The organism is Micromonospora sp. CCTCC AA 2012012, assembly GCF_040499845.1.
GTDB lineage: Bacteria > Actinomycetota > Actinomycetes > Mycobacteriales > Micromonosporaceae > Micromonospora > Micromonospora mangrovi.
The window spans coordinates 2,399,695-2,421,710 of sequence record NZ_CP159342.1; the positions used below are offsets into that span (position 1 = coordinate 2,399,695).

The 22,016-nt window shown below is 75.0% G+C and carries 20 protein-coding genes and 1 pseudogene; 4 read left to right on the forward strand and 17 right to left on the reverse strand.

Annotated elements, in window-relative coordinates:
* Nucleotides 1-108: 108 nt before the first annotated feature.
* Nucleotides 109-1,421: pseudogene (gene nhaA / locus ABUL08_RS10690) on the forward strand (Na+/H+ antiporter NhaA); the annotation flags it as partial.
* 47 nt (nt 1,422-1,468) lie between these two features.
* On the opposite strand, the gene ABUL08_RS10695 reads toward nhaA, so the two are convergent.
* The 10 genes from ABUL08_RS10695 to ABUL08_RS10740 form a co-directional block, all read right to left on the reverse strand.
* Complete coding sequence (locus ABUL08_RS10695; protein WP_350937001.1) at nt 1,469-1,672, reverse strand: hypothetical protein; 204 nt, start codon at nt 1,670-1,672, stop codon at nt 1,469-1,471.
* The gene (locus ABUL08_RS10700) at nt 1,669-2,001 is read right to left on the reverse strand and encodes a hypothetical protein (protein ID WP_350937004.1); all 333 of its coding nucleotides are present in this window, start codon (nt 1,999-2,001) and stop codon (nt 1,669-1,671) included. Before ABUL08_RS10700 ends, ABUL08_RS10695 begins: the two co-directional genes overlap by 4 nt.
* Nucleotides 1,998-2,366: a DUF1622 domain-containing protein gene (locus ABUL08_RS10705; protein WP_350937006.1), complete on the reverse strand. Its 369-nt coding sequence runs from the start codon at nt 2,364-2,366 to the stop codon at nt 1,998-2,000. The genes ABUL08_RS10700 and ABUL08_RS10705 overlap by 4 nt, the downstream gene beginning before the upstream one ends.
* Before the next feature lie 60 nt (nt 2,367-2,426).
* Entirely contained in the window at nt 2,427-3,014 is a 588-nt protein-coding gene (locus ABUL08_RS10710) for a TMEM165/GDT1 family protein (protein WP_350937008.1), read from the reverse strand.
* Nucleotides 3,015-3,255: 241 nt separating this feature from the next.
* Entirely contained in the window at nt 3,256-4,221 is a 966-nt protein-coding gene (gene egtD / locus ABUL08_RS10715; protein ID WP_350937009.1) for an L-histidine N(alpha)-methyltransferase, read from the reverse strand.
* Nucleotides 4,222-4,267: 46 nt separating this feature from the next.
* Nucleotides 4,268-5,017, reverse strand: a complete 750-nt coding sequence (gene egtC, locus ABUL08_RS10720) for an ergothioneine biosynthesis protein EgtC (protein WP_350937011.1) — start codon at nt 5,015-5,017, stop codon at nt 4,268-4,270.
* The gene (gene egtB, locus ABUL08_RS10725) at nt 5,017-6,363 is read right to left on the reverse strand and encodes an ergothioneine biosynthesis protein EgtB (protein WP_350937014.1); all 1,347 of its coding nucleotides are present in this window, start codon (nt 6,361-6,363) and stop codon (nt 5,017-5,019) included. The genes egtC and egtB overlap by 1 nt, the downstream gene beginning before the upstream one ends.
* On the reverse strand, nt 6,360-7,595 hold the full coding sequence (egtA, locus tag ABUL08_RS10730; protein WP_350937015.1) for an ergothioneine biosynthesis glutamate--cysteine ligase EgtA: 1,236 nt from the start codon (nt 7,593-7,595) through the stop codon (nt 6,360-6,362). Before egtA ends, egtB begins: the two co-directional genes overlap by 4 nt.
* Before the next feature lie 153 nt (nt 7,596-7,748).
* On the reverse strand, nt 7,749-8,537 hold the full coding sequence (locus ABUL08_RS10735; RefSeq protein ID WP_350937016.1) for a hypothetical protein: 789 nt from the start codon (nt 8,535-8,537) through the stop codon (nt 7,749-7,751).
* A gap of 16 nt (nt 8,538-8,553) precedes the next feature.
* Nucleotides 8,554-9,195: an RNA polymerase sigma factor gene (locus ABUL08_RS10740; RefSeq protein WP_350937018.1), complete on the reverse strand. Its 642-nt coding sequence runs from the start codon at nt 9,193-9,195 to the stop codon at nt 8,554-8,556.
* Between the two features lie 522 nt (nt 9,196-9,717).
* On the opposite strand from ABUL08_RS10740, the gene ABUL08_RS10745 reads away from it, so the two are divergent.
* On the forward strand, nt 9,718-11,124 hold the full coding sequence (locus ABUL08_RS10745; RefSeq protein WP_350937019.1) for a serine/threonine-protein kinase: 1,407 nt from the start codon (nt 9,718-9,720) through the stop codon (nt 11,122-11,124).
* Nucleotides 11,125-11,253: 129 nt separating this feature from the next.
* Here ABUL08_RS10745 and ABUL08_RS10750 read toward each other — a convergent pair whose 3' ends face one another.
* From ABUL08_RS10750 to ABUL08_RS10775, 6 genes are all read right to left on the reverse strand, one after another.
* Nucleotides 11,254-11,733, reverse strand: coding sequence for a DUF1203 domain-containing protein (locus ABUL08_RS10750; protein ID WP_350937021.1), 480 nt, complete (start codon nt 11,731-11,733; stop codon nt 11,254-11,256).
* Nucleotides 11,734-11,816: 83 nt separating this feature from the next.
* Entirely contained in the window at nt 11,817-12,641 is an 825-nt protein-coding gene (locus ABUL08_RS10755; RefSeq protein WP_350937023.1) for a MerR family transcriptional regulator, read from the reverse strand.
* A 64-nt stretch (nt 12,642-12,705) separates the two neighbouring features.
* Nucleotides 12,706-14,307: an asparagine synthetase B family protein gene (locus tag ABUL08_RS10760; protein ID WP_350937025.1), complete on the reverse strand. Its 1,602-nt coding sequence runs from the start codon at nt 14,305-14,307 to the stop codon at nt 12,706-12,708.
* A 2-nt stretch (nt 14,308-14,309) separates the two neighbouring features.
* Nucleotides 14,310-15,266, reverse strand: a complete 957-nt coding sequence (locus ABUL08_RS10765) for a hypothetical protein (protein ID WP_350937026.1) — start codon at nt 15,264-15,266, stop codon at nt 14,310-14,312.
* 108 nt (nt 15,267-15,374) lie between these two features.
* Nucleotides 15,375-16,178, reverse strand: a complete 804-nt coding sequence (locus ABUL08_RS10770) for an isocitrate lyase/PEP mutase family protein (protein WP_350937027.1) — start codon at nt 16,176-16,178, stop codon at nt 15,375-15,377.
* 195 nt (nt 16,179-16,373) lie between these two features.
* Nucleotides 16,374-17,117 carry an ArsR/SmtB family transcription factor gene (locus ABUL08_RS10775; protein ID WP_350937029.1) on the reverse strand — a complete coding sequence of 248 codons (744 nt, stop codon included), beginning with the start codon at nt 17,115-17,117 and terminating at the stop codon, nt 16,374-16,376.
* 131 nt (nt 17,118-17,248) lie between these two features.
* Between ABUL08_RS10775 and ABUL08_RS10780 the strand changes: the two genes are divergently transcribed.
* The gene (locus ABUL08_RS10780) at nt 17,249-19,468 is read left to right on the forward strand and encodes a family 43 glycosylhydrolase (RefSeq protein ID WP_350937031.1); all 2,220 of its coding nucleotides are present in this window, start codon (nt 17,249-17,251) and stop codon (nt 19,466-19,468) included.
* Here ABUL08_RS10780 and ABUL08_RS10785 read toward each other — a convergent pair.
* Nucleotides 19,459-20,067 (reverse strand): 2'-5' RNA ligase family protein, encoded by a 609-nt coding sequence (locus tag ABUL08_RS10785; RefSeq protein WP_350937034.1) that lies wholly within the window; start codon nt 20,065-20,067, stop codon nt 19,459-19,461. The two genes, ABUL08_RS10780 and ABUL08_RS10785, sit on opposite strands and share 10 nt — an antisense overlap.
* 165 nt (nt 20,068-20,232) lie before the next feature.
* Here ABUL08_RS10785 and ABUL08_RS10790 point away from each other — a divergent pair, with 165 nt between their 5' ends.
* Nucleotides 20,233-21,960 (forward strand): DEAD/DEAH box helicase, encoded by a 1,728-nt coding sequence (locus tag ABUL08_RS10790; protein WP_350937036.1) that lies wholly within the window; start codon nt 20,233-20,235, stop codon nt 21,958-21,960.
* Nucleotides 21,961-22,016: the final 56 nt, after the last annotated feature.

The following is a 22,016-nucleotide window of genomic DNA, read 5'->3' on the forward strand; positions in this document are numbered from 1 at the left end:
GACGGCCGCGGGCCGGATAGGGTCGGAGACGGTGTGCCGGGAAGTCTGGTCGGCGGTTGGCTCCCCCCTGCCCCGACCCCGAGGTGAACCGCGTGACCCTTCCCACCCCGAACCCCGACCAGCGGCACCGCACGGACCGGCTCTTCTCCCGCCGGTCCTGGCCCGAGGCGCGGTTCCTGGCCGACGTGCTGCGGACCGAGACGGTGGGCGGTGGACTGCTGCTGTTCGGCGCCGTCGTGGCCCTGCTCTGGGCCAACTCGCCGTGGCGGTCCTCGTACGCCGAACTGGGCCGCTGGGTGCCGTGGCCCGGCGGGTCCGCGCTGCACCTCGACCTCAGCCTGGCCGCGTGGGCCGCCGACGGCCTGCTGGCGATCTTCTTCTTCGTGGTCGGGCTGGAACTCAAACGCGAGTTCGTCGCCGGCGACCTGCGCGACCCGCGTCGCGCGGCGCTGCCGGTGGTGGCCGCGCTGGGCGGCATGCTGCTGCCCGCCCTCTGCTACGTCGCGGTCGTCATGGCGACCGGCGGGACGGGACTGCGCGGCTGGGCCATCCCCACCGCCACCGACATCGCCTTCGCCCTGGCGGTGCTGGCGGTCGTCGGCTCCCACCTGCCGGCCGGAATGCGGGCCTTCCTGCTCACCCTGGCCGTGGTCGACGACCTCTTCGCGATCACCATCATCGCGGTCTTCTACACCGCGGAGTTCCACCCGCTGCCGCTGCTCGGCGCCCTCGTGCCGATCGGGCTGTTCGCCCTGCTGGTGCAGCGGCGGCTCCTCTGGTCGTGGGCGCTCATCCCGCTCGGCGTCGCCGCGTGGGCGCTGGTGCACGCGTCCGGCGTGCACGCCACGGTGGCCGGGGTGCTGCTCGGCTTCACCGTGCCGGTGCTGCCGTCCCGGGGCGGCGGGCCGGGCCTGGCGGAGCGGCTGGAGCACCGGTGGCGGCCCCTGTCGGCCGGCTTCGCGGTGCCCGTCTTCGCGTTCTTCGCCGCCGGTGTGTCGCTGGTCGGCACCGACCTGGCCGAGGTGCTCACCGACCCGCTGGTGCTCGCCGTGGTGGCCGGGCTGGTGCTCGGCAAGACCATCGGGGTCTTCGGGTCGACCTTCCTGCTGGCCCGGTTCACCCGCGCCGAACTGGACGAGGAGATCGGCTGGGCCGACCTGTTCGGGGTGGCGCTGCTGGCCGGCATCGGCTTCACCGTGTCGCTGCTGATCGGCGAGCTGGCCTTCGGCGCCGGCAGTACGGCCGACGAGCGGGTCAAGGCGGCGGTGCTGCTCGGCTCGGTGACCGCCGCCGTCCTCGCCTCGGTGGTGCTGCGCCGGCGCAACGCGGTCTACCGGCGGATCGCCGAACGGGAGAGCCGCGACGCCGACGGGGACGGCGTGCCCGACGTCTACCAGGAGCGTCCCGCGCCCGAGGCCTGATCCGGACGGACGGACCGTCCGGGCCGACCCGGACGGTCCCTCCCCGTTCACCGCCGACGGTCGGCCGCCCGCTCCTCGTCGGTCTCCTCGGTCTCCTCCAGCGCGTCGGCGAACGGCTCGGTCAGGTCGTCGCCCGGCACCGCGACCTCCTCGGCGAGATCCTGCTCGTCGGGGCGCCCGCCGGGCGGCGGCTCGGGCGCGGTGGCGCCACCGGCGAAGCCGTACTCGTTGGGCTCGTCGTGCCTGCTCATGAGCATGTCCTCCGGTCGTGGTCAGGTTCGCCTCTCGTCGCCCACGCTAAGCGGTGATCGTCTCCCCCGCAGCGCGGCGGGGATCTTCGCACCGGGGCGGGCAACCCGGCGGCCAGCGTCGCCCAGAGGACCTGCCGCAGGGCGACCACGGCCGCCGCCGCGCCCAGCGCCGACCAGCTGCGGGCCAGGGAGAGATGCAGCAGGCCGGCGGCGACCAGCAGGTCCAGCAGCACCCGCAGCGCGACCCGCCAGGCACCGGTGGTGGCCAGCGTGCTGAGGCCGGCGAGGAAGGCCAGCGCGGTGGTCAGGTCCACCAGCGCGGTGGTCACCGCGGTGGCCGGTCGGTGGTCTCGACCCGACGTTCCCCCTGGACCTGCTGCTGCTCCTGGACGATCTCCCGGCGGAGGAAGAAGTTGAGCGCGGTCCGGATGGTGGCGATCGCGGCGAGCTGACCGATCTGGGCGAAGGTCGGCGACACCGCGGTACGCAGGATGTCCGCGGCGAGCTGGAACTCCAGACCGAGGGTGAGGAACCGGCCGAGGGAGAGCCGGATCGGCGTGAACAGGGCGGCGCTGCGCTGCCGCAGTCCGACGACCACGAAGCGCAGCGCCGCCCAGACCGCGCCGACGAAGATGACCAGCGCGCCGGCGACCTCCACCACGGCGACCAGGATCTGGTCGCCGTGGCGAAGCACCTCCGACCACCGCACCCCGGGGCGTTACCCGTCCTCGGCGGCGGTAGTCGGCGGGCCGGCTCAGCGCAGCTGACCGACCGCCTCGAAGATCAGCCAGAGGCCGCAGATGGCGAAGAGCACGGCGGCGCCGTAGCGGATCGTCTTCTCCGGCAGGTGCCGGCCGAGCAGCCGGCCGACCAGGATCGCCAGCGCGTCGGCGGCGACCATGCCGAGCGTCGAGCCGAGCCAGGTGCCGAACCAGCCGTACTTGGTGGCCAGGGTGATGGTGGCGAGCATCGTCTTGTCACCCAGCTCGGCGAGGAAGAACGCGACGCCGACCGCGACGATCGCCGACTTGCCGGTCTTCTCGGCCTTGCGCTTCTCCTCCTCGGTGAGCTTGTCCCCGCGCAGGGTCCAGGCGCCGAAGACGAGGAACGCCAGACCGGCGATCAGCGAGATCCAGCCGGTGGGCAGGGTGGCGCCGAGGCCGTAGCCGATGCCCACCGAGACCAGGTGCACGATCGCGGTGGCCACGGTGATGCCGATCAGCACCGGCACGGGCTTGAAGCGCGTGGCGAACGTCAGCGCCATGAGCTGGGACTTGTCGCCCAGCTCGGCGACGAAGATGACGCCGAAGCTGATCACCAGCGCGACGAGGAAACCGTCCATGAGAACCTTCCCGATCAAGCCGGGAGGAGGTACGGGGGCGCCCTCGACCCGGCTGCGACAGCCTGAGTCGAAGGTCTCGCCCGCCCCGGGGACCGGGGCCGCGTGGCCGGGTGCGGAACGCACCAGTATGTCGACCACGACATTGGGGGCTACTCCCCTTCGCGCCACCCAGCCTAGTCGACCGCCGGGTGCGGGGCCGCCGCGGGTGCACAGGCTCACCCGCGGCGGGCCCCCGGGTGGCTCAGTCGGCCCGGGCCAGCGTCACGCCGAAGAGACCGTCGGGATCCGTCCAGAACTCCTCGGTGGTGAACCCGGCGGCGGCCAACTCGGCGGCGATCCCCGCCGGCCGGAACTTCGCCGAGATCTCCGTCCGCAGCTCCTCCCCGGCGGCGAAGTCGACGGTCAGGTCCAGCACGCGTACCCGCATCGGCCGCTCGGCGCGCAGCCGCATCTCGATCCACTCGTGCGCCGGGTCCCAGAGCGCCACGTGGCGGAAGGACTCCGGGTCGAAGTCCGCGTCCAGCTCGCGGTTGATCACCCGCAGCACGTTCCGGTTGAACTCGGCGGTCACCCCGGCCGCGTCGTCGTACGCCGGGACCGTCACCGCCGGGTCCTTGACCAGGTCGGTGCCGATCAGCAGCCAGTCCCCCGCCTCCAGGGCCGCGCGCATGGCGGTGAGGAAGTCGGCCCGCTCGGCCGGCGGCAGGTTGCCGATCGTGCCGCCGAGGAACACCACCAGCCGCCGACCGCCGGTCGGCAGCCGGTCGAGCTGCCGGGTGAAGTCGCCGACGATGCCGCGGACCCGCAGACCGGGATAGTCGCCTGCGATCTGCTCGGTGGACTGGCGCAGCGCGCTGACCGACACGTCCAACGGTACGAAGGTGCCCAGCCCGCCGCGCCGGGTGAAGGCGTCCAGCAGCAGCCGGGTCTTCTCCGACGAGCCGGACCCCAGCTCGATCAGCGTCTTCGCCCCGGTCAGCTCGGCGATCCGGTCGGCCCGGTCGGCCAGCACCGCCCGCTCGGCGCGGGTCGGGTAGTACTCCGGCAGCCGGGTGATCTCCTCGAACAGCTCGCTGCCCCGGGCGTCGTAGAACCACTTCGGTGGCAGCCACTTCGGCTCGGCGGTCAGCCCGACCCGTACGTCCTCCCGCAGGCCGCGGTCGAGGTCCTGCTCCTCCAGGTAGATCTCCAGAGGCTCCGCGCTCATCAGGTGTCCCTTCTCTAGCCGACCATCCCTGTCCACCTGCCCGGTGTCACCCGGCCGGGAGGGCGCGGGTGCGCACCCCGGCGGCGGTGGCCACCACCAGCTGCCCGTCCGGCACCGCGTGCCAGCCGGGGTCGTCGTCGAGAGGTTCCGAGGCGAGGGTCACCGACTCCCCCGTGGTGCGTACCGACAGCGCGTGCCCGGCGACCGTCGCCACCACCTGCCGCCCGTCGGTCAGCAGCAGGTTCAGCCGGGAACCGGGTGCGGCCGCCGCCACCGCCGAGACGGTCGCCGCGAGGGCCTCGACCGGATCCTCGCCGGCCCGCAGCCGGTGCCGCACCAGCGCCCAGAGCAGCGCCGCGTCGGTCGGCGCGTCCAGCGTGAGCAGGTCCCGTACCGGCAGGTCGGCGGCGAGCGGCACCACCGCGTCGGGCCAGCCCCGGACCACCCCGTTGTGGCTGAACAGCCAGCGCCCCTCGGCGAACGGGGCGGCGGCGCTCTCCTGCACCGGCATCCCGACGGTGGCCGAGCGGACCGCCGCCAGCACCGCGCCCGCCACGGTCACCGCCGCCAGCTCCGGCAGGGTGGTGTCGCCCCACATCGGCTGCGCCCGCCGGTAGCGGACCGGGTCGGCGTCGGCGGCCGGATACCAGCCGACACCGAAGCCGTCCGCGTTGATCGTGCCGCCGCCGCGCATGTCGCGCGGGGCCCACGACTGCCGCAGCAGCGCGTGCGGCGGGTCGTAGAGCAGGGTCCGCAGCCCGACCGGCGGGCCGAGGTACGCCAGGTGCCGACACATCAGGCGGCACGCCCCGCGTGGCGTTCGTCGGTGGTGGCGTCCCGGGCGCAGCGGAAGCCGCTGAAGATCTGCCGCCGGATCGGGTAGTCCCAGTTACGGAAGGTGCCCCGGCAGGCGGCGCGGTCGGTGCCGAACGAGCCGCCGCGCAGCACCCGGTAGTCGTCGCCGAAGAAGACCTCGGAGTATTCGCGGTAGGGGAAGGCGGCGAAGCCCGGGTGACCACGGAAGGTCGTCGACGTCCACTCCCAGACGTCGCCGATCAGCTGGTGCACGCCGAGCGGCGAGGCCCCCGCCGGATACGCCCCGACCGGCGCCGGCCACAGGTGCCGCTGCCCCAGGTTGGCGTGCTCCGGGGTCGGGTCCTCGTCCCCCCACGGCCAGCGGCGGGACCGGCCGGTCGCCGGGTCCCAGCGGGCCGCCTTCTCCCACTCCGCCTCGGTGGGCAGCCGCCTGCCGGCCCACGCCGCGTACGCCGCCGCCTCGTGGAAGCAGACGTGCACCACCGGCTCGTCGTCACGGACCGGGGACCACCGGCCGAACCGCTGGTACGCCCAGCCGTCGCCGTCCCGACGCCAGTGCATCGGCGCGGTCAGGCCGGCGTCGAGGCGGTGCCGCCACCCCGCCTCGCTCCACCAGCGCGGCTCGTCGTAACCGCCCTCGGCGATGAACCGCCGGTACGCCCCGTTGGTCACGGGTGCGGCGTCGATGACGTACGCGGGCAGGTCGACGGTGTGCGCGGGACGCTCGTTGTCCAGCGCCCACGGGTCGGTGGAGGTGCCCATGGTGAACGGGCCCGCCGGCACCAGCACCTCGTCGGCGACCCGGGCACGCGGCTCCGGCGGTGGCGGCGCGTGCAGGACGGGCGCGCCGGAGCGCAGCTGGTGGGTGGCGAGCATGGTCTCGTCGTGCTGCTGCTCGTGCTGCACGATCATGCCGAAGGCGAACCCGTCGGCGACCAGGTCACGGTCGGTGAAGCGGATGCCGTCCAGCAGGTCGTACACCTTGTCCCGGACGCAGGCGACGTAGGCGCGTGCCTCGGCGGGCGGCAGCAGCGGCAGCGACGGGCGGTCCTTGCGGGGCTGCTTGAACGCGTCGTACAGGTCGTCGATGTCGCGGCGGACCGGGTCGCGCCCACCCACGTCCCGGACCAGCCACAGCTCCTCCTGGTTGCCGACGTGGGCGAGGTCCCAGACCAGCGGGGACATCAGCGGCGAGTGCTGCCGCACCAGGTCGGCGTCGTCGACGGCCTCGGTGAGCAGGGCCGTGCGGTCCCGGGTCCGGGTCAGCTCCGCCGCGATGCGGTCGCGCAGCTGCGCCTCCGTGCCGGGCTCCTCGATGGTGGTCACCGTTGTCCCCTTCCCGCGGCGGCCCGGGACCGCCGGATTCCTCGGCTCGTCTCGTCGTGGATGCCGGGCGGCAGCTCCAGCCGCGGCAGGGCCCCCAGGGCCAGGTCGAGCAGGTCGGACGCCGCCGCGGCGAGCGGCCGGTCACCGAGGCCGTACCGGGCGGCCGTGTGCCAGCGGTCGGCCACCGGTGCGGCGACGGTCAGCGCGTCCCGGGTGACGCCCGGGTCGGCGAGCAGCGCGGAGAGCACCGCCAGCGGCACCGTCCACTCCCCGTCGGGCTGGGTGTCCAGGTAACGGAGTTCCAGGTAGCCCCGGGGCCGCACCGGCGGGAAGAGCGTGCTGACGTGGTATTCCAGGTCGTCGGTGGTGGGTGGTCGGGGCAGCGCGCCGGCGATCCAGTCGGCGAAGGTGATCCCCGGCGGCGGTGTCCAGTCGGCACCGTCACCGCGCAGGCAGAGCAGGGGCGCGGCCAGGACGTACGCCGTCCAGGCGGCGACCGGGTCCGCGTCGGGCCGGGTCGGCGACCAGACCGGCCGGGTGCGGGCGGGGTCGATGGCCAGCCAGGCCGCCATCCGCGCCGACGCCCATCCGGTACGGCGGCCGGCGTGCCGGTCGGCGGTGGCGAACGCTGCGAGCAGCGGCGGCCCCACCGCGTGCACCGCGGCCCAGCGCTCGGCGAGCCGGTCGGGCTCACCGGCGTCCAGGCAGACCTGGAGGCCGGCGGTGCTGTACATCATGGTCCGGCCGGCCGGTCCGCGTCGGTCGAAGACGCAGCGCATGGCCTGGTAACGCGGGGTCTGGACGACCGGGGCCGGAGGCCGCCACGGGTCGATGCCGGTGCGGCCGAGGATCAGGCCGGCTGCCGCCAGGACGGCGCTCAGCTCGGCGATGTCGGCCTGCGTGGCCTGGATCAGCGCGCCGACCGAGGTGCGTGGCGCGGTGGAGATCTCCACCTGTCCGCCCGGCTCGACGGTGACGCTGCCGCCGTGCCGCAGCCGCCGGGCGGGGCTCGTGCTGTCGATGGTGCGGGGGCTGTACGGCCCCAGCGCGGCCCGCAGCCGCTCCCGGTCGACCGGGCGGGCGGGGTCCGTCGCGTCGTGTACGGTCCATTCCAGCTCGACGCCGGTGTGCGTCGGTGGGCCGGTCTTGAAGCAGATCCGCGCGATGTGCCCCGCCGCGGCGGCCTCCTCACGCAGGACGGCAGCCCGGTCCAGCTCCGGCGACATCACCACCAGACGGCTCCCTTCCCCGCGCGGTTCCCCACCGCTGGGCCGTCCGCGCCGCCACCCACCGTCCGTGGCCGGGGCGTCCGCGGTCCCACCATCTTCTGTCTAGCAGATGAAATCCGCGCGCCTTCACATTTGAAACTTTGTCCCGGTCGGGGGTCAGCCCGTCCGCCCGGTGCCGGTCCGGTGGGTCGGGGCGGCCGGGCTCGGCACGGCCGTCGGCCCGGGCGACCGGGTGTTCCTGGCGTCGGGTGAGGGCTTGGGCGAGGCCGCCGGCACCAGCCGCAGGCAGTACGCCTCGATCCGGTCGGCGCCGCCGGCGGCGGTCACCAGGTCGGCGTAGGCCGGCGTCTTCAGCGCCTTCGCGCGCTGCGCGGCCGGCTTGGCCTGGTACGACCGGCACAGCCCGGTCAGCTGGGTGACGCCGGCCGGCCGGTCGGGACGACCGGTGGCGCCGCCGGGAGCGTCGCCGGGCGTGGCGCCGGTCGGGGTGGGCGCCACGGAAGGAGTCGCGCCGCCCTCGGTGGGGGTGCCACTCCCGCTGTGCGACGGCGAACCGTCGACACCGGGGCCGGAGCTGGCCGGGGTCGCCGGTGCCGGCGGGGTGGCCGGTTGTTCCGGCCGGTCGAGGCTGACCGTGGCGAAGGCGATGCCGGCGGTGGCGGTGGCGGCGAGCCCGGCCACCCAGGCGACGGCGCCGATCCGTACCCCGTGCCGGCGGGGCGCGCGGGCCGGTGCGGGTGCCGGGTGCGCCCGGGCCGCCCGGAACGCGGCGAGGGCCTGCTCCTCCCCGGAGAGTTCACCCGGGTTGGCGGGGGCGGCGGCAGCGGCGAGCAGCCGGACGAGCGGGTCGGCGTCCCGGGTGGGGGGACGGCCGTCCCGGATCCCGTCCAGCAGACGCTCGGACTCCGCCCGGTCGGCGGACCCGGCGGACCGGCGAAACCTCATCCAGATTCCCCTCACGTCATCCGTCCGCCGGCTCGGCGTGCGGCGCGTTCGGCGCCGAGGTGCCCCGACCGGTACGGGGGCGCGGTGGGGTGGCGCCCCCGGCCCGGCCCGACGGTTGGCTGATGTCGGAACGTTCCAGCATGGCGGCGAGCCGACGCAGCCCCCGGTGCGCGGCGGTGCGCACGGCTCCGGGCCGCTTGCCGAGCACCCGCCCGGCGGTCTCCGCGTCGAGCCCGATGACCGCGCGCAGCAGGACCGCCTCGGCCTCGCGGGGCGGCAGGGTGGCGATCAGCGCCAGCGCCGACTCGGTGCCGATCGTCTCGCCGGCCCGCTCGGCGGTGTCCGCGTCCCCGGCCAGTTCGCTGAGCGCCTGGACGGGCACCGGCAGGGACGGACGGCGACGCTGCCGGCGCAGGTGGTCCATCGCCCGGTTCCGCGCGATCGTCACCGTCCAGGCCCGGAACTCGCCGCCGGTGAAGCTGGGCAGGTCACGGGAGATCTGCAACCAGGTCTCCGAGGCGACGTCCTCGGCGTCCGCCCCGACCAGGGCGGTGAGATAACGCAGCAGGCCCGGCTGGAGGCTGCGGTAGAGGACACGGAAGGCCTGCTCGTCGCCGGCCTGCGCCGCGGCGACGAGCTCGCTCAGCTCACCGGTCATGGACCCGCCGTTCCCGCCGTCGAAGGTTCTGCGGCCCGGCCCACGCCGGGGCCGGCACACCGGACCTCCACCCGCACCATCAGCCCCCCGCTGACCCGATCACGCCCGACGCCGGGGCGCATCAGGCGCTCGGACACCTGCCGCGAAGTACGGCCGTCGGCGGACATACCGTACCGGCGCCATGGGCTGGGCCGGAGCCGGGCTAACGCTAGGAGTGGTCCGGGGGGGTGGGCAAGACGCCGTTCGGACCGGCAAGAGTGAGAAATGTCTAACACCGGACACGGCGCGCCGGCGTAACGCGGCCGGGGGGTCTGGCGCTGCGTGGCCCGTCGGGGACCGGGAGGGACCGGACGGACGAAGCGTTCCACGCTCATACCTGGCTCATCGTACCCGGGCCGTCACCCTCAGCCGTTCGGCGGCGAGCCGGGTGACCGTTCGGCCGGACGGGGCAGAGCCGACCGCCGTCCGGGTGGAGGGAGATCGCCGGAAATACTTCGCGGCCGCACTGGGTACGGTATTGGGGTGTTGTCATCGGAGGTCCTCCTCAGCGGTCGGTACCGCCTGGACGAACGTGTCGCCACCGGCGGCATGGGCGACGTCTGGCGTGCCACGGACCAGGTCCTCGGCCGTCAGGTCGCGGTGAAGGTCCTGCTGCCGGCGCTGGTGTCCGACCCTGACTTCATCGCCCGGTTCCGCGCCGAGGCGCGGATCATGGCGTCCCTGCGGAACCCGGGCATCGTCCAGGTGTTCGACAGCGGCGAGGACGAGCTGCCCGACGGCAGCCACGCCGACTACCTGGTGATGGAGTTCGTCGAGGGTGAGCCGCTCTCCCGGCGGATCGAGGCCGCGGGCCAGCTCGACGTCGCCGAGACCATGTCAGTCGTGGCACAGGTGGCCCAGGCCCTGCACGCGGCGCACGCCCGGGGCATCGTCCACCGCGACGTCAAGCCGAGCAACCTGCTGGTGCAGGAGGACGGCACCGTGGTGCTGGTCGACTTCGGGGTGGCTCGGTCGACCAATGTGACGAGCATCACCAGCGCGAACGCGGTGCCCGGCACCGCCCTCTACATGGCCCCCGAGCAGGCGGCCGGTCGTCCCGTCTCCGGGGCGACCGACATTTACGCCCTCGGCGCGGTCGCCTACTGCTGCCTCACCGGCGGGCCGCCCTTCACCGGCGACAACCCGCTCCAGGTCGCCGTGCGGCACCTGGACGACGAACCGCCGGAGCTGCCGCACGACATCCCCGAGCCGGTCCGCGCCCTGGTCGCCCGCGCCCTCGCCAAGGACCCGGCCGACCGCTTCGCCACCGGCGCGGCGATGGCCGACGCGGCCCGGGCCACCGTCGGCGAGTCGCCGACGGCGATGGTGCCGATGAGCCTGCGCCGCCCGAACGGCGGCGCCGCCATGGCGGGCACCACCCGCGACGACCTGGCCGTCGCACCGGCGGCGACGGTCGCGCCGGCCAGCCGGCGCGGACGCCGCGGCACCCTGGTCGGCGCGCTCGCGGCGGTGCTGGTGGCGCTGACCGCGCTCGGCGCCGCGCTCGCCACCACCGGTGCCGCCGAGGCCCCGGCGACCACCGTCGAGACCACCAGGCCCGCGGTGGCACCGAGCAACAAGCCCGGCGAGGCGCCGGCCGCGACCGAGGCCGCGCCCCCCACCGACCAGAACGGGCGCACCTACCGGCCGAGCCAGCCGGGCAACCGACCCTCCGCGTCCGCCTCCGTGACGCCGAGCCCGGTCCCGAGCGCGACGGCCGCCGACCCGGTGCCGTCGAGCAGCCCGTCCACGACGACGCCCGCCAACCCGGTGCCGACCACCCAGAGCACCCCGCCGGACCCGGTGCCGACCACCCAGAGCACCCCGCCCGACCCGCCGCCGACGACGGAGAGCACCCCGCCGAATCCGCCGCCGGCCGGCACCACCTGAGTCGAACGGCACTGCGCTCCGGTCCCCCCGCGGGGGACCGGAGCGCAGTCGTCCTCCCGGCATTCCACCGGAACGCGCAGACCTGAGCCGGTGACCGGACCCGTGACGGGACCGGGCCGCCGGAAGGGTTCAGCCGGTGGGCCGCTCGACGGTGAACATGAAGCAGCCGTACACCACGTTGCGGCTGTGCAGCCGCCACACGGCCGGGTCCGCGAAGAGTTCGGCGATGACCGCCTCCGGGTCGGTCCCGTCGTGCAGCCGGCCGCCGTGGATGCGGCCCCGCCGGTCGTACGCCCGCAGCACCTGGGGCCGTCCCCGCCAGCCGGTCGGACAACGGTCCGTACGGTCCGGACCGGGACAGTCGGCGTCGTGCGCGAAGATCGGCCCGACCTCCCGGTACGGCCCGGCCGGCAGCGGTGGGGCGTAGCCGAAGAGCAGCAGCGGCTCGCCCGGCACGGCGTCCCGCAGGCAGCAGCGCAGCGGCTCCCCGCCCTCGGCGGTCGTGCGTTCGACCGGTTGGCCGGCGACGTCGTGGCCGGTGCGCCGCACCTCGGCCAGCACGTCGGACGGCAGCGCACCGATCCGGTACGTGGGATGTGTGGTCGTCATCGGCCCAGCCTGGCCGGTGGTGGCCCCGGATGCTGGCGGCGATCGGACGTGGCGCTGCCGGCGAGGCGGCCGACCGGCGCGGGTCAGCGGCGGGAGACCGCGATCTGGAGTTCGGTCACGCCCTTCTCCGGCTCGTCGGGGCAGTAGTCGAGATAGACCTCGCGGGCGTAGCCGTCGGCGCGGTACCCGTTCTCCTCGATCCACCGGGCGAGGACCTGCATGCTCCGGTCCACCTCGTCCATCGACCCGTGATGCACGACGGTCGCCGCGGCCGGGACCGCCGGCAGGTCGACGACGGCGACGTCGCGCGCCGCCGACGGGTCCACGGCGACGGTGACCCCGGCGTGCACGACCACCGCGTCCCCGTCGCCCGTCGGCTCGTACCGGGCAATGGTCGGCCCGGCGGGCGGAACGTGGGCGTTCGCCAGCCGGCGGAACAGCTCCGGGTAGAGCGGCTGGATCACCGGGCTGATGTCCGGTGCGTCGTAACCGGCGGCCACGGCCGTCAGCTCCGCGACCCGGACCGGTGCGATCTCCTTGAGTACGACATCCTCGGTGGTCATCCGACCCTCCGTCTCGATCATGCGGAGTCTCGCCTCGATCCCGGCCAGCCGGGCGGTGTCCGCCGCGACCCGCGCGGCCAACTCGGCGCGGCGCAGTCGCAGCATGCCGCGCAGCTCGCCGACGTCGACCGCGTCGTCGACGACGGCCCGCACCTGCTCCAGGGTGAGCCCCAGCTCCTTGAGGGCGATCACCCGGTTGAGCCGGCGCAGCTGGTCGGCCCGGTAGTACCGGTAGCCGGTGAACGGGTCGACGGCGGCCGGGGGCAGCAGCCCGATGCCGTCGTAGTGACGCAGCATCCGGACCGACACCCGGCCGAGCCTGGCGAATTCTCCGATGGTGAACATGGCCCCCTCACGCTCGCCCCTGACACGGTGTCAGAGTCAAGCGGCCGGAACCACACCCCGCCCCTCAGCGCGCCGGGGCGCGTCGGCCGGCCCGCGGCCCGACCAGCCGGCGGACGACCGGAGCGGCGTTCCACCGGGCCGCGCCGACCAGGTCCCGGGCGTGCTCCAGCACGGTGTAGTCGGGGCGGGCCAGCCCGTCGGCGATCGCCCGGTCCAGGTCGTTGCCGCAGCGGGTGAGCACGCTGTCGAAGTCCCGGCGGACCGGTTCCAGCAGGTCGTAGCCGAAGGAGCGGTGGATCCGGGCGAAGAGCGGCTTGTAGAGCCGGGCCCGCTCGTGCAACCCCGAGGAGTACGACATCGGGTTCTTCGGCCGGCGCAGGACGTAGTCGGGCAGCACGTCGGCGAAGGCCCGTCGGACGATCCACTTCTCCTGCCCGTCGCGCATCTTCAACGCCAGCGGCAGCCGCATGGCCAGCTCCACCACGCTCAGGTCGAGGAACGGCACCCGGGCCTCCACCCCGTGGTCCATGCTGGCCCGGTCCACCCGCTGCAACTCCGTACGACAGAGGTTGCGGATCTTGTGGAGGAAGAGCCGGCGGGACCGCTCGGGCCCGACCTCGTGGTACATCGGGTAGCCGCCGAAGAGCTCGTCCGAGCCGTCGCCGGTGAGGACGACCTTGACCCCCAGCTCGCGCAGCCGCCGGAAGATCGGCACGGAGACCACGGCGTTGATGATGTCGCCGTACTCGGTCAGCTCGGAGATCCGGATCGCCTCCCGCACGTCGGCCAGCCGGACGTCGCGCGGGCGCAGCTCCACCACCTCGTGCGGCACCCCGAGGTCGGCGGCGAGCCGCCGCGCGTACGCCACGTCCGGGCTCTCCGGCACGCCGACGGTGATCGCCACGCAGTCCGGGTGCATCTGCTGCACGTGCAGCAGGGCGAGCGAGCTGTCCAGCCCGCCGGAGAGCACCACCCCCACCGGCAGGTCGGTGTCCACCCGCATCCGGATGCTGTCGGTGAGGGCGGCGCGGACGAGCAGGGCGGCCTCGTCCGGGTCGTCGATGACCGGCAGCCCCGCGCCGAGCGTGAGCAGGTCGACGTGCGGGCGCAGCCGGACCGGGCCGTCCGGATCGGCCCAGCCGTGGTGCCCGGGCGGCACCTCGCTGATCGGCGCCCCGTGCCCGACCAGCGCCTTCACCTCGGAGGCGAGGTGCAGGCAGCCGGGGCTGCGGGACCAGTAGAGCGGCTTGACCCCGAGCGGGTCACGGGCCAGGTAGGCCCGGCCGGTGGCCCGCTCGACCACGGCGAAGGCGTACTCGCCGCGCAGCCGGCGCACCGCGTCCTCACCCCAGATCAGGTACGCGGCGAGCACCACCTCGGTGTCGCTGGTGCTGCGGAAGGCGTACCCGAGCCGCGTCAGCTCCGCGCGCAGCTCATGGTGGTTGAAGACCTCGCCGTTGTAGCAGAGCAGGTGCCGCTCGTCGGCCGACACCCACGGCTGCACCGCCCGGTCCCGGTCCACGATCCGCAGCCGCCGCACCCCGGCGAGCAGGCCGTTCTCCTGCCGGGTCTCGGTCACCTCACCCCGGGGGGCGAGCACGGCCAGCATCCGGCGGAAGGTGGCCGGGTCCGCCTCCGGGCCGATGCTCAACGCGATCCCGCACATTCTCAGATCCCCATCTCGGCCTCGTACGCCCGGCGCAGGCGGCGCCGCGCGGCGGGGGCCAGGCAGATGTGCCACGCCTGCCCCTCGTCCACCACGTTGATCTCACCGGCGGCCTGCCGGTCGAGCAGCAGCCGGGCCAGCGTCTCCCGGGCCCCGAAGCGGGCGAACCAGGCCATCTCCAGGTCGGCCGCCCAGCCGAGGCAGTGTCCGCTGGGCACCATGGCGGCGTAGCCGAGGCGGCGCAGCCGGTACTGGTGCTCGGCGCTGCGGACCAGGCTGGTCACCCAGAGCGGCGGCGTGCCGCGCGGGGCGGCCAGGGCGAACTCGCGGCCGAGGTCGTTGAGGAGCGCGACGACCTCCCGGCGGGCCCGGCGGAACATCAGCCCGGCGGTGCGCGGCGTGGCGTCCGGCAGGACCCGGCGACGCACCGCGCGCCAGCCCCGGTGCAGGACGCCGGTCGGCTGCTCCAGATAGCGGAAGCGGAGCAGGTCACGGCGGCGCAGCCACTCCAGGTCGACCAGGTCGGTGCTGCCGTTGACCTGCGCATCGGTGGCGAAGGTGGGGACGTCCCGCCACCACATCACGTCGATCCGGGAGAGCAGGTAGATCCGGACCAGGGCGGTCAGGTCGGCGGCCGAGCTGCGCGCGTTGGGCTGGTAGCGGGCCACCTCCAGCAGCAGCGTCTCCCGGGCACCGACGAAACCCTGCGGGGTGGCGTCCAGGACGGCGGCGATCGCCGGTTCCCGCAGCCGCTGGTCCAGCAGCACCTGCCGGGCCCGGGTGGACGGCGCGTCGGCCAGCGCACCGACCTCGACCAGCAGCTCGGTCACCGCCGCCCGGTACGCCGCCGGGTCGGGTTCCGGCGGCCGACTGCCGGCGGTGGGCAGGCGGCGGGCGGGGGCGGCGGGCGCGACCGCGGGCCCCGGCTGCTGGCCTGGGCTTCGGCTGGGTACTCGCATGGTCGGCCCCCTCTCCGGGCAGGACACGGCGTGCTGAACCTGAAACACACCGTAAGCACCAGGACGGGCTGATCCCTGAACAATCCTCCTATCTCCCTCGAAGGAGCCTCAACGGGCGCGGCTGACCCCGAACCACCCGCTCCACTCCTGCACCCGCGCGTACGACGGCACGGTCACCGGGCCGGCGTCCCGGCCGCTCCGGAGGGCGTCGGCGACGTCGAGCGCCGCGCCGAGAGCGGCCCGGAACAGCAGGGATCCCGTACTTACCCGGGCCACCCCGAGGCGACCCAGTTCGCGCAGCCCCGGCCCGCCCGACCGGTGGAGCACGTTCAGCGGCACACCGGCCTCGGCGACCAGCAGCCCGAGCGTGTCGTCCGGGGCGGCGGGCACGAAGACGCCGTCCGCCCCCGCCGCCCGGTACGCCCGCACCCGGCCCACCGCCTCCGCCAGCGGCTCGGGCACCCCCAGCCACCAGGCATCCGTGCGCGCGTTGACGAAGAGCCCCGGCACGGCCGCCCGGACGGCGGCGATCTTCGCGACGGTCCGCCCGACCGGCTCCAGGGTGCCGTCGGGCCGGCCGTCCTCCAGGTTGATCCCGACCACGCCGAGCGCGGCCAGCTCGGCGACGTACTCCGCCACGGCGGACGGCTCGTCGGCGAAGCCGCCCTCCACGTCCACGGTGAGCAGCACCGGCAGCGGCCGGAGCCGGTGCGCCAGGGCCAGGTTCTCCGCCCGGGTGGCCGCCGCGCCGTCCGGCTTGCCGGCACTCGCGGCCACCCCGAGGCTGGTGGTGCCGATCGCCGGGTGGCCCTGCCCGGCCAGCGCGGCGGCGGAGGCGTCCCACGCGTTGGGCAGCAGCAGTGGGACGTCGGCGTGGTGCAGGGCGTGGAACGCGGCGTACCGGTCGCTCATCGGGTGCCCGTCCCGGTCGGCGTGGGGACGTGCGGTCCCGGGGCGGGCGGGGCGAGCATCGGCCGACTCATGACCCGACGCTATGTCGCCGACCCTTCGGCCCCCGCCGAACCGTCCCGAGGGGGTGCCGCCCCACCGGGTCGGCACCGCCACGTCGCGGACCCGAAGTGATCACGCAAAGGCCCCGGCGGCGGGTCAGGCGCGGGCCGGACCGGTGTCGCGGGTCGGGGTGGGGGCGAGGACGGCCGGGTCGAGCGCCAGGGCGGCGGCGAGGGCGGGGCCGCCCGCCGGGCTCAGGCGGACGGCGCGGCCGGTGCCCCGGACCGTCCAGCCGAGGTCGAGGAAGCGACGGCAGAGCGCCGCCCCGAGCGCGCCGGCCAGGTGGGGGCGGCGCTCGGTCCAGTCGAGACAGTCGCGGACCAGTGGTCGCCGGGCCGCGCGCAGCGGTGCGACGGGAACGCCGATGCCGGCCAGCCACTCCACGCCGGCCGGGGTGAGCGCGAGGCCACCCGCCCGGTCCAGCAGCCCCCGGTCGAGCAGCGCGTCGTGCAGCAGCACGCCGAGCCGCCCGGCCAGGTGGTCGTAGCAGGTGCGGGCGTACGCGAGGGCGGCGCCGGCCGACACGGCGCGCAACGTGGCCGGTGGCGTCGGCGGGGCGGGGGCGTGCCCGGCGAGGTCCTCGATGAGCTGGGCCACGGCGGGACCGGCCAGGCGGACGTAGCGGTGCCGGCCCTGGCGTTGTTCGACCAGCAGCCCGCCGTGGACCAGCCGGGTGAGGTGGTCGCTCGCGGTGGACGGGGCCACCCCGGCGGCGCGGGCCAGCTCGCCGGCCGTCCAGGCCCGACCGTCGAGCAGGGCCAGGCAGAAGCTGGCCCGGGTGCCGTCGGCCAGCAGGGCGGCGAGGCTCGCCAGGGCGGGGCCGTCGGCACTCGTGGTCATGGCCCCATGCTGGCACGGGAACGGTTCGGCGTGGACCGACTGGTGCCGCTGCTCTTTACAACGTTGTATCCAACGTTGTAGAACGATGGGCACCGCAGTGACCTCTGTCGACACCACCTGAGGCAGGTCTGATGGGACATCTCCACCGCGGCGGCGTGCTCGCCGCCGTACTCGGCCTGGCGCTGGCCACGACGGCGTCCGCGCCGGCCGTCGCCGGCTCCGGCCCCGACCGCTACCGCAATCCGATCTCCGCCGACTTCGCCGACACCTTCGCCGACCCCGTCGTGGTGCGCGGCGACGACGGCCTCTGGTACGCCTACGGCACCTCCGACCCGCTCCGCGAGGGCGAGAAGCAGGCCCACCGCGTCCCCACCGCCCGCTCGACCGACCTGGTCCACTGGACGTACGTCGGTGACGCCTTCACCGCCGACCAGCGTCCCAGCTGGGCCGCCCCCGGCGCGGCCTTCTGGGCGCCCGACGTGCGCCGGGTCGGCGACCACTGGGTCATGTACGTGACCGTCACCGACACGAACGTCTCCGCCGACACCTTCGACACCGCCATCGGGGCGGCCACCGCGCCCTCCCCCACCGGCCCCTGGACCTTCGCGGACCAGCCCGTCGTCGCCCCCCGACCCGGTGGCGGTGGCGGCTACCTGTGGACCATCGACCCGAGTCAGTTCACCGACGTCGACGGCCGCAACTACCTCTACTTCGGCAGCTACTACGGCGGCATCTCGGTCACCGAGCTCTCCGCCGACGGGCTGCACGCGGTCGGCACGCCGAACCTGGTCGCCGTCGACAACAAGTTCGAGGGCAGCTACGTGCTGCGCCACGACGGCTGGTACTACCTCTTCGCCTCCACCGCGAACTGCTGCGCCGGCCCGGCCACCGGATATTCCGTCCACGTCGGACGGTCCCGCAGCCCGCGCGGCCCGTTCGTGGACCGGGACGGGCTGCGTCTGAACGCCTCCCGGGCCGGCGGCACCCCGGTGCTCACCCAGAACGGGAACCGCTGGATCGGCACCGGCCACAACGGCTTCCTGACCGACCTGTCGGGCCAGGACTGGATCGTCTACCACGCGATCGACCGGGCCGACCCGTACCTCGACGAGCCGTTCGGGATCAACGAGCGGCCGATGCTGATCGACCGGCTGGACTGGATCGGCGGCTGGCCGACCGTGAACGCCGGCGCCGGCCCCTCCGAGGGGTCCCGGCCGGCGCCGGTGACCACCGCCCGACTCGACGAACGCTTCACCGGCACGGCTCTGGCCGGCTGGCGGACCGGCGGCGGGACCTGGCAGGTCACCGACGGCGCGCTGACCGGCACCGGCGCGCTGACCAGTCGTACCTCCGTCGGCGGGGACGTGCGCGCGGAGGCCGACCTGCGGCTGACCGGGGCGGACGCGGCCGGGCTGCGGCTCGGCCGGGTGGACGTCCGGGTCGAGGGCCACCGGCTGGTGGCCCGCGAGGCCGGCGGGGCGACGGCTTCCGTCGCGCTGCCCGCCGGGGTCGACCTGGCCGACCGGCACAACCTGGCCGTGGAGGTCCGCGGCCGGCAGCTCGTCGCCGAGCTGAGCCCGGCCCGCCTCGGCGACCAGCTCGCCGTGGTGACGCTGCGGCTGACCCACCCGACCGCCGGCCCGCTGACCCTGCTCGCCGCGGGTGGCCCGGCCACCTTCGACAACGTCAGCGCGACCCGGCTCTACCGGCCGGCCCGGCAGGCGGTGGCGGCACCGCGCGTCGGCCCGCTGCTGTCCGGCTGGTCCGACGAGTTCGACGACGGGCTCGACCCGGCGTGGCGGTGGGTCCGGCAGAACCCGGACGCCACGGTGCGCGACGGCGCGCTGCGCTGGCCGGTGGAGGGCAGCGACCTGACCGGCACCGGGAACACCGCCGGGGTGCTGCTGCGCGACGCCCCGACCGGCGACTACGTGGCGGAGACCAAGGTGACCCTCGACCTGGGTGAGGAGACCGTCCGCAACTTCCAGCAGGCCGGCATGATCGCGTACGTGGACGACGACCGGTTCGCCCGGCTGACCCAGGTGGCGATCTGGAACACCCGGCAGGTCGAGTACGGCTACGAGCTGCCCTTCGCCGGCCAGCCGGTGTACGGCGGGAACATCGTCGGCACCCCCGCCACCACCACCTGGCTGCGGCTGGCCCACCACGTCGACCCGGCCACCGGGGAGCACGAGTTCCGGGCGGGTTCGAGCCGGGACGGCACGCACTGGACGTGGGGCGGGGTGTGGACCTTCCCGGCCGACACCACGCCCCGGATCGGGCTGGTCGCGCACGGCGGCGCCAACCCGCCGGTCACCGCCGAGTTCGACTACCTGCGGTTCTACCGCTGACCCCGCACGCCGGGGCCGTCCACCTCCTGGTGGGCGGCCCCGGTGCCGTTGGTGACCGGGTCCGCTCCCCCGCCGGGTCCCACCGGCACGCGGGTGAGGGCGTCGACCGCGCGACGGTCACCGTCATAGCTGCGGGCGGCCACGAAGACACCGGTGGGCCGCTCCGTGCCGGCCACCGCCCGGGCCCGCCGCCGGTCCGCGTCCCGGAACCGCAGCGCCAGGCTCAGGTGCGGGACCCAGCGGCCCGGCAGGTGCCACGGGTGCTGCCCCGGCGCGTCGGCCAGCACGTCCCAGACCGCGGCGTGCAGCGCGATCAGCTCCGGTACGGGACGCACCAGCCAGACGAGCGGGGCGCTGCCGTCGAGCACCTCGATCCGGTCGAGGCGGGCCGGCACGGGCAGCGCGGCGTCACAGAGGTCGGCGAGGCGCTCCTGCGCGCCGGGCGGGAACTCGTCGACCGCCGCGAGGGTCAGGTGCGGCCGGTTGGTGGGGTGCGTGTTGCGGGCGAGGCTGGGCAGCCCGGCGTCGGCCAACCGCGACCACGCCGCCCGTACGGTGTCCTCCAGCGGCGGCGAGCAGAGCAGTTCGACCGTACGCACGCCCGTCAGGCTAGTCGCCGGTCGACGGGCCGGTCGCCCGGCGCGGGAAATCGGGCGACGTCACGACCGGGATGCGGGGCCCGCCGTCGTCGGCGGAGCGTGTCCTGGCCGACGGTTGTGCCGGTCGCCGCGACGGGCCGTGGGGGGTGATGGAAAGCTTGCCGCATGAGTTCCGCACCAACACCGACCGATCCCACCCCCGCCACCGACCTCGACGAGGCGACCGCCTTCGCCGATCTCGGGCTGCGCGCCGAGTTGCTCGGCGCGCTCTCCGCCCTCGGTTACGAGGAGCCGACCCCGATCCAGCGGGAGGCGATCCCGCTGCTGCTGGCCGGCCGGGACCTGTTGGGGCAGGCGGCCACCGGTACGGGCAAGACCGCCGCGTTCGCCCTGCCGCTGCTGCAGCGGATGCCGGACCAGCGCAGCGGCGGCGACCCGGTGTCGCTGGTGCTGGTGCCCACCCGCGAGCTGGCCGTGCAGGTCTCCGAGGCGTTCCACCGCTACGGCAAGGACCTGGGCACCCGGGTCCTGCCGATCTACGGCGGTCAGCCGATCGGCCGGCAGCTGCGCGCCCTGGACCTGGGTGTGGACGTGGTGGTGGCCACCCCGGGCCGCGCCCTGGACCACATCGCCCGGGGCACCCTGCGGCTGGGTTCGGTGGCGACGGTGGTGCTGGACGAGGCCGACGAGATGCTCGACATGGGCTTCGCCGAGGACATCGAGGCGATCCTGGAGCACGCCCCGCAGGACCGTCAGACGGTGCTCTTCTCGGCGACCATGCCGTCGCGGATCGACGGGCTGGCCCGCAAGCACCTGACCGACCCGCAGCGGATCCAGATCGAGCGCGAGCAGACGGTGGCCGGTGAGGCGCCCCGGGTGCGGCAGAGCGCGTACATCGTGGCGCGGGCGCACAAGCCGGCGGCGCTGGGCCGGGTGCTGGACGTCGAGTCCCCCACCGCGGCGATCGTCTTCTGCCGCAGCCGGGAGGAGGTCGACCGGCTCACCGAGACGATGAACGGCCGCGGCTACCGGGCCGAGGCGCTGCACGGCGGGATGAGCCAGGAGCAGCGGGACCGGGTGATGGGCCGGCTGCGCTCGGGCACCGCCGACCTGCTGGTGGCGACCGACGTGGCGGCCCGGGGGCTGGACGTCGAGCAGCTCAGCCACGTCGTCAACTACGACGTGCCGTCGGCGCCGGAGTCGTACGTGCACCGGATCGGTCGGGTGGGCCGGGCTGGTCGGGAGGGCGTGGCGATCACCCTCGCCGAGCCGCGCGAGCACCGGATGCTCAAGACCATCGAGCGGGTCACCGGGCAGCGGATCGCCATCGACAAGATCCCGACGGTGGCCGACCTGCGGACCCGGCGGCTGGAGCTGACCCAGGCCGCGCTGCGGGAGAGCCTGCTGGAGGACGACCTCGACCCGTTCCGGGTGATCGTGGAGTCGCTCTCGGACGAGTTCGACATGATGGAGGTGGCGCTCGCCGCGGTGAAGCTGGCCCACGAGGCCGCGCTGCCGGGCTCCGCCGACGAGCAGGAGGAGGAGATCCCGCAGGTCGCGGTCCGTCCGCAGCGGGAGACCCGCCCCGGGTACGACAGCCGTGGCGGCGACCGCCGGGGCGGTGGCCGGCCCCGGGTGGGCGGCAACACCACCCAGGTGTTCATCGGGCTGGGCCGGCGGGCCGGGGTGCGCCCGCAGGACCTGGTCGGGGCGATCACCGGGGAGACCGGCATCAACGGCCGGGACATCGGCTCGATCGAGATCGCGGACCGGTTCTCGCTGGTGGAGGTGCCCGTGGGCGTCGCCGACGAGGTGATCCAGGGGCTGCGCGGCAGCACCATCAAGGGCCGCAAGGCCACCGTCCGCCGGGACCGCGGCGGCGAGGGCCGCTGACGCCCCGCCGGCCCGCGCGCCCGTCTCCGGGTACGCGGGCCGGCGGCAGGCCCTTG